Annotated in this window: 17 protein-coding genes; 9 read left to right on the top strand and 8 right to left on the bottom strand. The window is 65.7% G+C overall.

The window, feature by feature from the left end:
• Positions 1 to 37: 37 nt before the first annotated feature.
• Together QZL87_RS14355 and QZL87_RS14350 are read right to left on the bottom strand one after the other, a co-directional pair.
• On the bottom strand, positions 38 to 244 hold the full coding sequence (locus QZL87_RS14355; protein ID WP_295320616.1) for a hypothetical protein: 207 nt from the start codon (positions 242 to 244) through the stop codon (positions 38 to 40).
• 12 nt (positions 245 to 256) lie between these two features.
• Positions 257 to 511, bottom strand: a complete 255-nt coding sequence (locus tag QZL87_RS14350) for a hypothetical protein (RefSeq protein WP_295320614.1) — start codon at positions 509 to 511, stop codon at positions 257 to 259.
• 195 nt (positions 512 to 706) lie between these two features.
• Here QZL87_RS14350 and QZL87_RS14345 point away from each other — a divergent pair, with 195 nt between their 5' ends.
• The 5 genes from QZL87_RS14345 (at position 707) to QZL87_RS14325 (ending at position 6,188) form a co-directional block, all read left to right on the top strand.
• Positions 707 to 1,297 carry a DUF4142 domain-containing protein gene (locus tag QZL87_RS14345; protein WP_295320612.1) on the top strand — a complete coding sequence of 197 codons (591 nt, stop codon included), beginning with the start codon at positions 707 to 709 and terminating at the stop codon, positions 1,295 to 1,297.
• A 2-nt stretch (positions 1,298 to 1,299) separates the two neighbouring features.
• On the top strand, positions 1,300 to 1,659 hold the full coding sequence (locus QZL87_RS14340; protein WP_295320610.1) for a hypothetical protein: 360 nt from the start codon (positions 1,300 to 1,302) through the stop codon (positions 1,657 to 1,659).
• Between the two features lie 43 nt (positions 1,660 to 1,702).
• On the top strand, positions 1,703 to 4,018 hold the full coding sequence (locus QZL87_RS14335; protein ID WP_295320607.1) for a glycosyltransferase family 4 protein: 2,316 nt from the start codon (positions 1,703 to 1,705) through the stop codon (positions 4,016 to 4,018).
• Complete coding sequence (locus QZL87_RS14330) at positions 3,984 to 5,306, top strand: glycoside hydrolase family 130 protein (protein ID WP_295320603.1); 1,323 nt, start codon at positions 3,984 to 3,986, stop codon at positions 5,304 to 5,306. The genes QZL87_RS14335 and QZL87_RS14330 overlap by 35 nt, the downstream gene beginning before the upstream one ends.
• A gap of 108 nt (positions 5,307 to 5,414) precedes the next feature.
• Positions 5,415 to 6,188: a Crp/Fnr family transcriptional regulator gene (locus QZL87_RS14325; RefSeq protein ID WP_295320597.1), complete on the top strand. Its 774-nt coding sequence runs from the start codon at positions 5,415 to 5,417 to the stop codon at positions 6,186 to 6,188.
• Here QZL87_RS14325 and QZL87_RS14320 read toward each other — a convergent pair.
• From QZL87_RS14320 to QZL87_RS14310, 3 genes are read right to left on the bottom strand one after another with little or no spacing between them, the layout of a single operon-like run.
• Positions 6,162 to 6,713, bottom strand: coding sequence for a CinA family protein (locus QZL87_RS14320; RefSeq protein ID WP_295320595.1), 552 nt, complete (start codon positions 6,711 to 6,713; stop codon positions 6,162 to 6,164). The two genes, QZL87_RS14325 and QZL87_RS14320, sit on opposite strands and share 27 nt — an antisense overlap.
• A 43-nt stretch (positions 6,714 to 6,756) precedes the next feature.
• On the bottom strand, positions 6,757 to 7,128 hold the full coding sequence (locus tag QZL87_RS14315) for a PRC-barrel domain-containing protein (protein ID WP_295320587.1): 372 nt from the start codon (positions 7,126 to 7,128) through the stop codon (positions 6,757 to 6,759).
• A gap of 47 nt (positions 7,129 to 7,175) precedes the next feature.
• Positions 7,176 to 7,487, bottom strand: coding sequence for a hypothetical protein (locus QZL87_RS14310; protein ID WP_295320581.1), 312 nt, complete (start codon positions 7,485 to 7,487; stop codon positions 7,176 to 7,178).
• 188 nt (positions 7,488 to 7,675) lie between these two features.
• Here QZL87_RS14310 and QZL87_RS14305 point away from each other — a divergent pair, with 188 nt between their 5' ends.
• Entirely contained in the window at positions 7,676 to 7,957 is a 282-nt protein-coding gene (locus QZL87_RS14305) for a DUF3175 domain-containing protein (RefSeq protein ID WP_295320578.1), read from the top strand.
• Positions 7,958 to 7,971: 14 nt separating this feature from the next.
• Here QZL87_RS14305 and QZL87_RS14300 read toward each other — a convergent pair whose 3' ends face one another.
• The gene (locus QZL87_RS14300) at positions 7,972 to 9,966 is read right to left on the bottom strand and encodes a protein-L-isoaspartate(D-aspartate) O-methyltransferase (protein WP_295320575.1); all 1,995 of its coding nucleotides are present in this window, start codon (positions 9,964 to 9,966) and stop codon (positions 7,972 to 7,974) included.
• Positions 9,967 to 9,974: 8 nt separating this feature from the next.
• Positions 9,975 to 10,271 carry a plasmid stabilization protein gene (locus tag QZL87_RS14295; RefSeq protein WP_295320573.1) on the bottom strand — a complete coding sequence of 99 codons (297 nt, stop codon included), beginning with the start codon at positions 10,269 to 10,271 and terminating at the stop codon, positions 9,975 to 9,977.
• Positions 10,272 to 10,498: 227 nt separating this feature from the next.
• On the opposite strand from QZL87_RS14295, the gene QZL87_RS14290 reads away from it, so the two are divergent.
• On the top strand, positions 10,499 to 11,311 hold the full coding sequence (locus QZL87_RS14290; protein WP_295320571.1) for a Crp/Fnr family transcriptional regulator: 813 nt from the start codon (positions 10,499 to 10,501) through the stop codon (positions 11,309 to 11,311).
• A gap of 19 nt (positions 11,312 to 11,330) precedes the next feature.
• Here QZL87_RS14290 and QZL87_RS14285 read toward each other — a convergent pair whose 3' ends face one another.
• The gene (locus QZL87_RS14285) at positions 11,331 to 11,939 is read right to left on the bottom strand and encodes an NAD(P)H-dependent oxidoreductase (RefSeq protein WP_295320567.1); all 609 of its coding nucleotides are present in this window, start codon (positions 11,937 to 11,939) and stop codon (positions 11,331 to 11,333) included.
• A 346-nt stretch (positions 11,940 to 12,285) separates the two neighbouring features.
• Here QZL87_RS14285 and QZL87_RS14280 point away from each other — a divergent pair, with 346 nt between their 5' ends.
• Together QZL87_RS14280 and QZL87_RS14275 are read left to right on the top strand one after the other, a co-directional pair.
• Positions 12,286 to 13,770, top strand: a complete 1,485-nt coding sequence (locus tag QZL87_RS14280; RefSeq protein WP_295320565.1) for a carboxylesterase family protein — start codon at positions 12,286 to 12,288, stop codon at positions 13,768 to 13,770.
• 4 nt (positions 13,771 to 13,774) lie between these two features.
• Complete coding sequence (locus QZL87_RS14275) at positions 13,775 to 14,548, top strand: glucose 1-dehydrogenase (RefSeq protein WP_295320562.1); 774 nt, start codon at positions 13,775 to 13,777, stop codon at positions 14,546 to 14,548.
• Positions 14,549 to 14,558 lie beyond the last annotated feature (10 nt).

The raw sequence follows: 14,558 nt of genomic DNA, 5'->3' as shown, positions 1-14,558 counted from the left end.
CGCGGGGGCGGTCACTGCGGAGCCGGTTCGTCCGCAATCAAAGGATCACCCAATAATCGCCCGCGGGGGTGCCGGCGCGTCCGAGACGGCAGATCGTCTTGCCGTCGGCGCTGAGCTCCGCCCAGCGGCCCTCCGCTTCGCCTTGCGCAATAAGCAGCGCCTGCGCCGGATTTCCGGCATCGAATTCAACTCGCTTTTCAAGACCGAGCCCGTCCTCGGCATAGCGCAGGGTGAAGGTCGTCATCGCCATGCTCGTTCAATAGGCGGGCGGGTCGCTGGCGGGAAAGGATTCATCGGTCGCCTGATCGACCTTGTTCCATTCGCGCCGCGGCATGTCGCGCATGGCTTCGGGGCCGGCCGAGCGGGTCTGGTCGAAATTCTCGGGATGGGTTTCGGCATCGGCGAAGGCGGCGGCGTGATCATCGGTTTTCGCCGCCTGCGGAGGTGCCTTGAAATATTTCCAGAGCGCGGCGCCGATCGCGGCGACGGCTACGAGCTTTCCTGTTCGCATCTCTTGCTCCACTTCGGTTCGGGCAACGATGCAGAGCGCTCCGAGGTTGCTCTCGCCGTGGTTCGGCAGAAGCAATTTTCGACCAATATTATCACAGATCAAGCTTTGCGACGAGGACGGCCCGGCGCGGGGAACTTCGCCCGGTCGATGTCGTTGTCGATGCGAGGGTCGGGGCAGAAATCAAGGGAGAATCCCGTGAAAAAGGCCTGTCTGATCACCGCCGTGCTGCTGCTTGGCGCATGCGGCGGAAACGCCGATACGAGCGCGCCGCCTGAGGACGGCAGCGCCACCGTCCCGACCGACACGATGGCTGCGCCCGTCGATAACGAGTCGGTCGCCGGTACGCCCGCGACGCCCACCGACGCCGCGGGCTATATCGCCAAGGCCGGTGCCGGCGATCTTTGGGAGATCGAATCGTCGAAGGCGTTGCTCGCCAAATCGGACAAGGCCGACGTCAAGGCATTCGCACAGATGATGATCGATCAGCACGGCCAGTCGACGGCGAAGATCAAGGCTGCCGCGACCGCCGCGGGGCTTACGGCTGCGCCGCCCAAACTCGACGCCGATCAGCAGAAGATGCTCGACGAGATCAAGGCGGCCGATGCGGCCGCAATCGATGCGACCTATCTGGCGCACCAGCGCACCGCGCACGACGCCGCGCTCGCCCTGCACAACGCTTATGCGACGAACGGCGATACCGACGCGCTCAAGAAGGCGGCCGGCGAGATCGTGCCCGTGGTTGAGGCGCACCGCGTCGAACTCGACAAGCTTGCGGCCGGACGTTGACCATGAGCGACAATGTTCCGCGCGGCCCGCTCGGCGACGCGCGCCCCGAAGCCACCGACAAGAATATCAAGACGCCCGGATCGCTGCCACCCGAAAAGGTCGAGAATCGCGAGAATGTCGGCACCGTCAGGCCCGAGGATTATCCGCGCGAAGATCGGATAGCGGGCAATGCCGCTGCCAATCGCGGCGCGCGGGCCGGAACGGGAAGCGGGCCGGCGACCGGAAGCGGTGCGGGCGCAGGCGGGCGGGGCAATCCCGAAGATTATGATTCCGACCCGCAAGGCGGCGGCGGTGCGGCGCCTTCGCCGACGGATCGTGGTCCCCGCACGGGCGCCGATGCGCCGGTGGGGGGCAGCCGCTGAACATGCCCGCCGGTGGAGGGGACAAGGCGAAGCGAGGTCGAACATGAAATATGATGGCGAAGACAGGTTCGTTCCGCGTTTTCCGGAAGACGCCGACGAGATAACATCCGCATTGGAGCGCACTGCAAAGAGCCGTGTGGGGCGTGTCGCGCTGATCGGCTGTTTCCGGCCGCGCCGGTGCGGGATCGCCACCTATACCGCCGATGTCCACGATCATTTGCGCCGCGAATACCCCGAGACGGCCATCGACGTCTATGCGATGCGCGCCGATCCCGCGCAGCTCGGCGACCCCGCCATCACGAGGGAAATCGAGGCTGACGATCCGGATTCCTATCGGGCCGCGGCGGCGGCGATCAATGCGAGCGGAGCCGAAGTGGTCTGGCTCCAGCACGAGTTCGGTATTTTCGGCGGCGCCGCGGGCGGGATGGTCCTCGATCTGATCGATCGCGTCGCCGCGCCGCTCGTGGTCACCCTGCACACCGTTCTGGCCGAGCCGGACACGGCGCAGCGCCGCGTGATGGAGCGGATCGTCCAGCGCGCGTCGCGCCTGATCGTCATGAGCGAATTCGGGCGAAGCGCGCTGATCGCCCTCTACGGCGCGCGGCCTTCGGATGTCGTGACGATCGAGCATGGCACGCCCGATCGCACCTTCGTCGCGCATTCGCCGCTTCGCGCCTCGCTTGGCCTGGTTGACCGCCCGATTCTTTCGACTTTCGGTCTGCTGGGGCCGGGGAAGGGACTGGAGATCGCGATCCGCGCGCTTCCGGCGATCACCGCCCGCTATCCCGACGTCCTGTACCGGGTCGTCGGCGCGACGCATCCGAACCTGCTGGCAGCCGAAGGCGAGCAGTATCGCGAAAGTCTCAAGGCACTCGCGGCGGAACTCGGCGTCGGCGCCAATCTCGCATGGGATAATCGCTTTCTCGACACCGAGGAACTGCTCGACCAGATCGAGCTGTGCGACATCTATCTTGCGCCCTATCCGAACCTTGCGCAGGTCACGTCCGGCACTTTGGCCTACGCCGTTGCGCTCGGCCGCGCGGTCGTGTCGACGCCGTTCATCCATGCGCGCGAATTGCTCGCCGGTGACGTGGGTGTGCTCGTGCCCGAAAACGACAGCGCGGCGATCGCCGGTGCGGTGCTCGATCTGCTGGCATCGCACGAGGGCCGGCGCGCCTTGCAGGCGCGCGCCTATCGGCGCGGCCGCCGGACGGCGTGGCCGCATATCATCCGCCAGAGCGCGGCGGCGATCGACGAAGTCGCATTTCACAGCCTGTCGGTGCCGGCCGATCGGACGGCGCCCGCGCTCGCGGGAGTTTGGGCGCTGTGCGACGATGTGGGGATATTGCAGCACGGATGCGGCAGCGTCCCCGATCGTGCGCACGGCTATTGCCTCGACGACAATGCGCGCGCGCTGATGCTGTTCGCCGGGTTGCCGGCGGCGCCCGCCGTCGACGCGCAGATGCTGCGGTTCGCGAGCTTCATCCAGCACGCGTGGAACGACGAGGAAGCGGCGTTCCGCAATTTCATGGGCTATGATCGCCGCTGGCTCGAGGCTCGCGGGTCGGACGACAGCAACGGGCGGGCGATCTGGGCGCTGGGGCATTGCGCGGCGCATGTACAGTCGAACGAACTCGCGCGCTGGGCCGCCGGATGGTTCCACAAGGCCGCGCGCGGTTTTGGAAAAGTCCGGAGCCCGCGCGCCGTCGCCTTCGCCACACTGGGGGCCGGCGAACTCCTGGGGCGGTTCCCCAGGGACGAGGCCGCGCACGCGCTCATGCAGCGGGGCGGGACCTTGCTCGCCGGCCTCCAGAGCGACGATGACGCCGATTGGGCCTGGTTCGAGCCCGTTCTGACCTATGACAATGCGCGGCTCCCGCAGGCGCTGATCGTCGCGGGCGGGGGCCTTGGCGTCGATGAATGGCATCGGGCGGGGCTGCAAAAGCTCGACTGGCTTTGTGAACGGCAGGCGGCGAGTGGCGGCCGTTTTCGCCCGATAGGGTCGGAAGGCTTTGGCCGGGACCATGACAATCTGCCGTTCGATCAGCAGCCGCTCGAAGCCTGGGCGACGATCGACGCCTGCGCGGCCGCCTATCGGGCGACCGGCGCCGCGGCGTGGCGCGATCGTGCCGAGGCCGCCTGGCGATGGTTTCTCGGCGACAACGACCGTGCGGTCGCGATCGCCAGCATCGAAACGGGACGATGCTGCGACGGGCTGACCCCGCGGGGGGTCAATCTGAACGTCGGCGCCGAATCGACGCTGGCATTCCACCTTGCCTACCGCGCGATGGACACCCTATTCTGGCGGAGGGGCGCCAGAGAGGATGCCGGTCTCGCCCATGCTGAATTGCAGACCTGACCAAACGCCGCTGCGCATCCTGCGCGAGAAGCTGACAGCCGATCCTTCGCGGGTCGTGCTGCGCCCCTTCCATCTCGCCTGGCAGGAACGCGTCGTCGAAGCGTCGCGCGCCGCCTTGCTGGTTCGCGACATCCTTGGTCTCGATGAGGATCGGGCGGAAGCGGAGCTCGATACGGTCTGGAAGGATTTTTCGGAGCGGCACTGGCAGATCGGCCGGATCTTCGATGAGCGTTTCGCCGAGATCGCCGAAGATCTGGCGCTCGACGAAGGCGGGATTTCGCCGGTCAAGCGGCGGCTGATCGGGGCCTATTTCTGTCACGAATACAGCTATGCCGCAGCGGCGCTGATGAATCCCAGCATCGTGCCGCATCCCGACCAGAGCGGGCTGGCGCGCAACCAGCAACGGTTCGTCATGTCGATGCGCGCGGTCGGCGAGGGGCACATCAGCTCGATCGCCTTTCGCGAAGGGATCATCGGGCCCGGCGGCGATTTCCGGCTCTGGCCGCAGTCGGGGCCGGCGATGGCGGGCGTGCCCGATGACTGGCACGATCTCGGACCCGATCATCCGACGATGGTGCATCGCCAGCCCGACAGCCCGATATCGAACAGCGTGCTCTTTCCGGTGACCGAAGCGCAGCGCAACGGGCTCGAGGATCTGCGGCTCGTCCAGTTCACCCACGACGACGGAAGCAAGGAATATCTTGGAACCTATACCGCCTATTCGGGGCATTCGATTCGGTCCGAACTGCTCAGGACCAAGGATTTCGCGAGTTTCTGCCTCGCGCCGCTTTCGGGCCGCGCCGCGCGCAACAAGGGAATGGCCCTTTTCCCGCGGAAAGTCGGCGGGCGCTTCCTGATCGTCGGGCGGCAGGACGGCAAGAATATCACCTTGCTGGCGTCGGACCGGCTGACCGATTGGGACGATGAAGGAATTCCCCTGCTCAGTCCGGCCTTCCCCTGGGAATTCGTCCAGATGGGCAATTGCGGCAGCCCGATCGAATGCGACGAAGGCTGGATATTGCTGACGCACGGGGTCGGGGCGATGCGGAAATACAGCCTCGGCGCGGCGCTGCTCGATCGCGACGATCCTTCGCGCGTGCTCGGGCGGACGGCTTGTCCGATCCTTTCGGCCGCCGAAAGCGATCGCGAGGGCTATGTTCCCAATGTCGTCTATACGTGCGGCGCGCTGCGTGTCGGCGACGAGCTTTTCATTCCCTATGGCATATCGGACAGCGCGATCGGCTTTGCCACGGCGACCATCCCCGACCTGCTCCGGTTGATGATCTAGCCCTCCGCACCACTCGGCAGACGGCGCGTTTCATCAAAAATATCGATGCGCGCGCCAAACTTAACCTGTGTGAATGTGTGCCTGTCACATACCGCACATCAGGCCTCCATGACGGGGGCTTACAGCGTGACATTCGGCCGGATTCTCAATCGCCTGCTCAGCCCTCGCGAGCGGCTGTTGTGGGAGGCCAGCCTTGCGCGCAACGCGCGCGATTATGCGAAGGGGGCCGATATCGTCCGCGAAGGCGAGCGCCCGGCCGCGCTGCGCATCATATTGTCCGGCTGGGCGCAGAAATACAAGCAACTGCCCGATGGACGCCGCCAGATCCTGGCGCTTCTCCTGCCCGGTCAGCCGTGCGATCTCGACCTGTTCACGGTGGTGCGCACCGATCATTCGCTGTCGGCGGTGCGGCGGCTGACCATCGCCGAAATCGGCCGGCAGGAAGCGATCACGCTGGTCCGGCAATGCCCGAACCTCGCGCAGTTCCTGTGCTGGAGCGAAATCGTCACCGCGGCGATTCAGCGCGAATGGACGATCAACATCGGCCAGCGCAACGCGATCGAGCGGGTCGCGCAGCTGATGTGCGAAATCTTTGCGCGGCAGCAGGGCATTCCGGCATCGGGCGGCGGCGAATGCGATTTCCTGCTGACCCAATGGCAACTGGCCGAGGCGACCGGGCTCACGCAGGTGCATGTCAATCGCACGGTCCAGGAACTGCGGCGGCGCTGCTCGGTCGAGTTGCGCAACCTGCGCCTGTTCATTCCGGACTTCGCCCAGCTCGCCAGTATTGCCGCTTTCAACGCCAACTATCTCCATCTCGACGAGGCCGAACCGGCCGTCGACAGGGCTGCGGCGCTATTCGGAGGGGGCGGAGCGGGATAGCCAGGAAACGCGCGGCTGCCGCTTTTGGTCCACCGCGAGCGCCGGCATGGCGAGATCGCCGGCGATTTCGGCAAGCAGGGCGAGACCGGCCGCGACCGCCATGTCGAGCACGCGGTCGCGGCCGATGGCGCCGAAATGGCATTCCTGCGCCCGGAACGCGCCGCCGCGCGCCGCGCAGGCGAGATGAACGAGGCCGACCTCCTCATCATCCTGCTGCGGGCCACAGAAGCCGGTAATGCCGACTGCGAGATCGGCGTCGCTGCGGGCGAGCGCGCCGCGGGCCAGACCCTCGGCGACTTCGGGATTGACCGCGTCGCAGCGGTCGACGTCCTCGCGGTGGACGCCGAGCAGCTGGTGTTTGGAGCCGGCCGAATAGACGACGAAGCCGCGATCGAGATGCGGGCCGAGTTCGACATCGCGCGCGAGCAGCGCGGCGAGCTGGCCGCCGGTGCAGCTTTCCGCCACCGCGATGCGGAGGTCCGTTTTCCGGAGCGCGGCGACGAGCGCGCGCCTGCCTGCTTCCATGTCCTGCATCGCGCTGCCGGGGCCCAGCTGGGTTCAGCCGCGCTCAATAGGGATAGTTCAGCCCGTAATAGCCATAGACTTCACGGCCATAGTCGCGCGTGAAATCCGGGCGCTGGTCGGCGCTGAAGCGCGGTGCCTTTTCGAGCAGCGTCTTGTCGAGATTGACCGCATAGCCGCCCTGCGTCGTGTCATAGGTGAGCACGTCCCAGGGCAGGGGATAATAGTCGCTGCCGAGGCCGAGGAAGCCGCCGAATTGCAGCACGGCATATTCGACGCGGCCGCTCCGCTTATCGACCATGAAATTATAGATCGAACCGAGCTTCTCGCCTTCGCTGTTGTAGACCGCGGTGCCTTCGACCTTGTTGGAGGCGATCAGGCGATCGGTTTCGTCGGTTGCGATATCGGACAGGGTCATGATGTTTCTCCTTTGGATAGGGATGAGGGGCAGCCGGATCGCGCCGCCTATTTCGCGGGAGGTGGAACCGCGTCGTCGGTCGGCGGGTTGACCGGCCCGGGTGCGCGCGTCGTGCTGGTGTCCTGCGTGTTTTCCGGGCCCGCGTTCGCATCGGGAGCCGTGGGCGGCACCGTCGTATCGGTCGTTGCCGAACTGCCGGAGCCGGGCGTTCCCGAATCCATCGTGTCGGCTGGCGCCGCCACCGTGCCGTCGTCGCCCGGAACCGTCGCCGTTTCGCTCTGGGTGGTCGCATTGTCCTGGGTGCCGCACGCGGCGAGCAGGGCCAGTGCGGGCAAGGCAAGGAAGAGGGAGCGCGTCATGGGGTCGCCTTTCGTGTAGTGTCTCCCAAACGACGTTATGCCTCCGCATTTGTTCCGGGAGCGGGCGCGGCCGATTTATGGAAAGTTGATCTGGTATAAGATCGAGCAAGATAGCGGCGCGGGCGCCGGCTCCCCGGGGCGTCTTCGCGCGTTCCGAGCACCATCACGGGCTGGGAAAGGCGAAGGATATGCCGGACAGAAAATGGTCGCAGGAGGTGACCGAGCATTCGGACGCGCTCGACCTCGAGAAAGACCTGTTCACGAAGGACGATCCGAAGGAGATCGCCCGGTCGCTCAAGCGGTCGGCCGAACACAGCAAGCGCCGCAAGGGAACGCCGCTTCAATCGGCGATGGGTATGCTGACATTCTACATCAACCGCGCGGGCGACAATCTGCCCGAAAAGGAGAAAGCGAAGCTCGAGCGCGCGAAGGATGAACTGCGCGCGCTGTTCGGTGCCAAAAAAGATTAGGCTCGGGGCGTCGATCAGAGCCCGAAGGGCCAGGTTTCGGGCAAGTCCTCCGCAACGTCCGCATCGCCGATCGGAGAAAGGGCGGTGGTCTCGTCGAACCAGACCCATGCGTCGAACTGTTCGGGCAGGGTGGCGCTCGCATAATGGCTCCAGCGTTCGGTATCGGGGCGGTAGATCACGCCGATGAAGCGTTCGAGCCGCGGTTCCATCAAGCGGGCGCGGGCATCGGGGCGCTCGCCTTCGCGCAGGTCGAGCAGCGCGAGCGCGTGCCCCGTTTCGTGGAACAGCGCCTCATAGCTGCCCGGGCGCGACGGGTTGACGCGCTTGACCTCCATATCGCCGCCCCAGTTCGTTGCGGCCATCAGGGTGCCGCCGTGGGTGCCGAAGCCGATCGAACAGGCTTCGCGGCCATATTCCTCGCGGCACAGCTGGCCGATGTTGAGTTCTCCGCGGCTTTGGCCCATCTCGGTCGCGCGCGCGTCGCCGATATGACTGTTGTGCGCCCAGACCACCGCCTTCGACGCCGCGCCGCGCGACTGGAGCAGCAGGTCGAGCGTGTCGAACATGTGTCGGTCGCGCAGGTTCCAGCTTTCGGCCGCGCCATAATAGATCGCGCGATAATAGGCCTCGGCGTTTGCAACGAGGCGCGCATTCTGCGCCGCGTCGAGAAAATCCTCGCCGTCTTCCGCGGCATAGTCGCGCGCTTTTTCGAGCAGATGCCGAAGCTGTTCGATCACCGCCTGCTCGCATTGCCTATTCCCCTCGCTGACCGCCATGCGGCCATAGCTCGCCGGATCGGACCCGAAGGGGCCGAGACAGCCGTAGCGCTCGCGCGCGATGGCGGCCGCCGCGGGATCGACCCGGTCGAGATAGGCCAGCACCGCGCGGATCGAGGCATGGAGGCTGTAAAGGTCGAGGCCGAAGAAGCCCGCGCGCGCGGCGGGCTCGCGGTCTTCGTTGTGTGTTCGGAGCCAGTCGGCAAAGGCGGCGACCTCATGATTGCGCCACATCCAGGTCGGAAAGCGCCGAAAGGGCGGCTCGTCGGGAGCGGCGATCGCGGAGCGATGCCGGACATAGCGGTCGATCGCGGCGCCGTCGGGCCAGTCGGCCTCGACCGCGACGATCGTGAAGCCGTGCCGCTCGATCAGCCGCCGCGTGATCGCGGCGCGCGCGCGATAATATTCGGAGGTGCCGTGGCTCGCCTCGCCGAGAAGGACGATGCGGGCATCGGCAAAACGGTCGAAGGCTTCCGCAATGGCGGGATCGTGGATTTCGGGAAGCGGCTCGGATGCTGCGGCGACGATCCGGGCGGGCGCCGCATCGCCGGGTGGAGACGTCCGGTCGGCGCCCGACCAGCCATGCTCGCCGATCAGCGGCACGAAATGGACTGGCCCCAGATCTTCCTCCCGATATCCGCTTTCGCCGTCGTTGGTCACACGCATCAGCCGCTGCTGCTCGGCCGCGCCGGCGGGGATGACGAGTCGCCCGCCGATCGCGAGCTGGTCGAGCAAGGGCTGGGGCATGGCGGGTCCGCCCGCGGCGACGAGGATGACATCGAACGGCGCATTCTCCGGCCAGCCCTTCGTCCCGTCGCCGGTGCGGATGACGACATTGTCGTAGCCGAGCTCGGCCATGCGCTCGCGCGCGCGCTCGGCGAGTTCGTCGTGACGGTCGATGGCGTGGACGCGCCGCGCGAGGCGGCTCATCACGGCGGCCGCATAGCCCGAGCCGACGCCGATCTCGAGCACGCGGTCGTCGCGGCCGATCCGCGCCGCGTCGATCATCAACGCGACGACATAGGGTTGCGAGATCGTCTGCCCCGCCTCGATCGGCAACGGGCGGTCCTCATAGGCGAATTCGGCGAGCTCCTCGGGCACGAAGCGTTCGCGCGGAACATCCGCCATCGCTTGCAGAATATGGGGGTCGAGAATGTCGCGTGCGACGATCTGGTCGGCGATCATCGCGTGCCGCCGCGCTTCCATCGCGTCGAGGGCGGTCGCCTCCGCCATGCTGACGCCTAGCCGGCGGCGCGGCGACGACGCGTTTCCCAGCCCTTCTTCGCCGCGGCGGAACGCTTTTCGCTGCTCTGGCTCGACCCGCCCTTCCGGCCGCCCTTGCGCGACGAGGCATGGCTTTCCTTCTTGCCGCGGCCCGAGCCCGATTTCTTGCCGCCGCCCGATTCCTTGTTCACCGTCGCCCAGGCGCGGCGTTCGGCCTCCTTGTGGCTCGTGCCGCGCTTTTCATAGCCTTCCTCAATATGCTCGGCCTTGCGCTTCTGCTTGTCGGTGTAGCTCGATTTGTCGCCGCGTGGCATCGCGAGTCTCCTCGGATCCCCTCTGCCCCGACAACCCGCCCGCGATTCCGAAGTTCCGGTCGCGGTCCGGCGCGCCCGCGCAAAGAGTCCGAATAGATGATCTGGATCAACTTATTCGCGGAGCCGGGCCCGAAACGGGGCAGGGCGAGCGCAACCTTAACATGGATTGATGTGTCTCATACATCTGGGGTTCATCATGCGGGCCTGGCTTTCAAAGGTGATCCTTCATGCCCTTTCGGGAGATATTGAACAGGTTGCTCGGACCGGGCGAACGCGTGCTTTGGGAAGCCAGCCTGGCGCGCAACGCCCGCGACGTTCGGCGGGGCGCGGATATCCTTCGCGAGGGGGAACGGCCGCAGGCCCTCTATGTCGTGCTTGCGGGGTGGGCGCAGAAATATAGGCAGCTTCACGACGGCCGGCGCCAGATCGTCGGCATCTACCTTCCGGGGCAGATCTGCGGTCTCGACCTGTTCACGATCGCGCGTCACGATCATTCGCTGGCTGCCGTGCGGCACGTTAGCATCGCCGAAGTCGGTCGCGCTGAACTGTGCGATCTGCTGCAACATTGTCCCAATCTGTCGCAGATTTTCTGCTGGAGCGAGCTGGTGGCGGGCGCGATCCAGCGCGAGTGGATGGCAAGCATTGGGCAGCGCAACGCCATCGAACGGGTGGCGCATCTGATGTGCGAGATGTTCGTGCGTCAGGGTGGCGAACGCGCGGACGGTGTATGCGATTTCCTGCTGACGCAGCGACAGATAGCCGAGGCGACCGGGCTGACGCAGGTGCATGTCAACCGCATGGTTCAGGAATTGCGCCGTCGCTGCGGAGCGGAACTCGGCCAGCAGCGGCTGCGTGTTCCCGATTTCTCCGCTCTCGCCTCGATCGCCTGTTTCGACGCCAATTATCTCCACCTCGGCGAAGCGGACCGGATCGCGGATCTTGCCTATCCCCTGTTCGATGCCCGGCCCGAATGGGCCGCGGGCAAGCGCCCGCCGGTCGGGCGGGAAGACGGGCTGCGGCTGGTCGGCGCGAGCTTGTGATCCCGATTACGCCGGAATATCAGCCGGGATAAGGCGACTGCTTGAGCAGGCGAGCAAGATGCGCGGCGTTGCTCGCGACCATCTTCGCGGTCTTGGTGATCATGCGCGGGCGATGCTCCAGATCCTTGAAGTCGACCGAGCCCATCGCCTCGCCGACCCAATAGCAACTCGCGACCGCCGGGATCGTCCAGCCGGTGTCGTTCAGCGACTGGAAGAGCTGCGAGCAGACATGGTGGGCGCCATCCTCATTGCCGACGATCGCTGCGACTGCGACCTTCGAATAACTCGGCATCCGGCCGGGCCCGTCGGTCTCTTCGAGGAACGCGTCCATTCTTTCGAGCACCAGCTTCGCCACGCTCGACGGCTGGCCCATCCAGATCGGGGTGCCGAAGATGAGGATATCGGAGCCGAGAATCCGTTCGCGGATGCGGGGCCAATCGTCGCCCTCGCCCTCGTCCGAGGAAACACCCCATTTGACGTTGTGGGCGGCGATGCGGATCGGCTCGCTCACCTCGACTTCATGGTCTGCGAAATGTTCTGCAAGCACGGCGATCATTGCGTCGGTCGAACTCTTGCGGCCCTTCGCCGAGAGTGAGCAGTTGATGGCAGTTGCGGTGAGCGAGGGCATGATGTCTCCTTGGGCCCCCCACGAAGATAATGATTGCCCTCCGCTCGGGTTCCGCTGGCTCTTTGGAATTGCGATTTGGGCAACGAGACTGAGCGCGCATCCCTCGACGCGCCAGGAAGCGAATTTGGCTGAGGCTGACGGACGCGCTTTCCTTGGATTGGTCCTGAAGCGGCCTGACCGCAACCGGCCATTTGAAGCAACTCACGAGGTTTTTTTTGAGATATTCCTGGAAGAAGGCCGTCCCCCCGATACGTGTCATAGCCGGCGTATCCGGGCACACTTCTTCATCCGCTGGGCATATCGACGGTCGTAGGCGCGGGACTGTGCCGGATGATAGACTGGTGCCATGACAGATGAACTAGATGGCCGAATACTCCAAATCGAAAGCGGGGCGATCCGCGGCAAAATTGGCGGCTCCGTCGTGCGCTTTCTTGGTATTCCATATGCGGCCCCTCCGCAGCGCTTCGAATTGCCGCAGCCTCCGCTCGGCTGGAACGGCGTGCGCGATATGGACGATCCGGGTCCGGCTGCGCCGCACCGGATCAGACCTTTTCCTGCGATCGACCTGTTGCCGCTTGTCGGGCGCGGAAGCGACGGCAGCGATGGCGACTATCTCCGCCTCAATATCTGGGCACCAAGAGAGGCCAGCGCTGCACCGGTGATGGTTTTCATCCACGGCGGCGGCTTTGTCGGCGGCTGCAAGGACGCGTCGGTCCACGACGGGACCGCGTTCGCGAAATCGGGTATCGTCTGCGTCGCGATAAACTATCGCATGGGCATCGACGGCTTCCTCCCGGTGCCCGGCGTGCCCACGAACCTCGGCCTGCGCGACATGCTGTTTGCGCTGGCGTGGGTCCAGCGCAATATCGCGGCCTTCGACGGCAACCCCGCCAATGTCACGGTATTCGGCGAAAGTGCGGGCGCGATGGCGATCGCCGACCTTGTCACCTCGCCGCTCGCGGAGGGCTTGTTCGCGCGTGCGATCATCCAGAGCGGCCATGGTGCGATGGTACGCGAGATCGACGTGGCGCAGCGGCTGGTGAAGAAGCTAGCCAAAATATTGCGCGTGACGCCCGACGCCGACGGCTTCCGCACCATTTCGCACGCCGCCGCTATGGACGCGCTCGATAAGGTGGCGAAGCCGTGGGCGGTCGATCTTCGCGACGGCGAAGGGCGCGAGCCGGTCTACGGGATCAGCCGTTTCATTCCTGTCCATGGGGACGACGTGCTGCCCGAAAAGCCGATTGATGCGCTTCGCAGAGGGGCCGGCCGCGATGTGGAAATTGTCATCGGAACCAATGCGGAGGAGATGAATCTCTATTTCGTCCCCACCGGCGTGCGCCGAAAGGTCGGCGGTCTCCTCGCGCGCTGGCTGCTCGGCAGATCGATGCCGCGGGCGAAATCGGCGCTCATGGCCTATGGTTATAAGAGAAAAGGCGTGCGGCCGGGCGAGGCGATGACGGACGCGATGAGTGACCTCGTCTTCCGTTGGCCCGCGCGCCAATATGCCGCGGCGCACCAGGGCAGGACGTGGATGTACGAGTTCGACTGGCGCTCGCCCGCGTGCGATGGCGAACTGGGCGCGTGCCACGGGATCGAGTTGCCGTTCGTGTTCAAGACATTGCCGAGCGTCACCGGCGCGCGCGGGCTCGCGGGGATGGACCCGCCGCAGGCGCTTGCCGATCAGGTGCATGACCTGTGGGCGGGCTTCGCCAAGGACGGATCGATGCCTTGGTCCGAATTCGGCGTTTACCGGACGGTGTACCAGATGGCGCGGGACGAGGCGCTCCACGAACCCGTGATGCCCGCCGCTGCCTTTGTGCCGGAGTAAGACCATGTATCTTGAGAGACTACGCCTCGACGGGCGCACCGCTTTCGTTACTGGCGGGGCGCAAGGGATCGGCCTTGCGACGGTGGAGGCGCTGGCCGAAGCCGGTGCGTGCGTCACTATCGCCGATCGCGATTTGGCCGCGCTCAATCGCGCGGTCACCGACCTTGGTGCCAAGGGATATGCCGTCTTCGCCGAGCAGCTCGACGTCACCGACAGCTCCGCGGTCGACGCCGCCGCCGATGCGATGCTGGCGCGCCATGGCCGGATCGATATTCTCGTCAACAATGCCGGCATCGCACGCAGCGAAACCGCGGCGGAGGATGTCGCCGACGAACATTGGCTCAACGTCCTCGATGTGAACCTAAACGGCAGCTTCTGGTGTGCGCGCGCCTTTGGTCGGCGCATGCTAGCGGCGGGGCAGGGGAGCATAGTCAATGTCGGATCGATGTCGGGGTTCATCGTCAACCGGCCGCAGTCGCAAAGCTATTACAATGCGTCGAAGGCGGCGGTGCATCAACTGACCAAGAGCCTTGCCGCCGAGTGGGCGGGCCGGGGCGTGCGCGTCAATGCGGTCGCGCCGACCTATATCGCGACGCCGCTCAACGCCTTTGCCGACAAAGAGGGCGACATGTACCGACGGTGGATCGACGGCACGCCGCAGGCGCGGCTGGGCGAGCCCGAGGAGGTCGCCTCCGTGATCCTGTTTCTCGCTTCGGATATGGCGAGTCTGATGACGGGTAGCATCGTGCTGGCCGATGGCGGCTATAGCTGCTGGTAGGCGCGGTCGG

The sequence above is a fragment of the uncultured Sphingopyxis sp. genome (assembly GCF_900078365.1).
Lineage (GTDB): Bacteria > Pseudomonadota > Alphaproteobacteria > Sphingomonadales > Sphingomonadaceae > Sphingopyxis.
The sequence above is the reverse complement of the archived record's forward strand: the minus strand, read 5'-3'. Positions and strand labels throughout refer to the sequence as shown.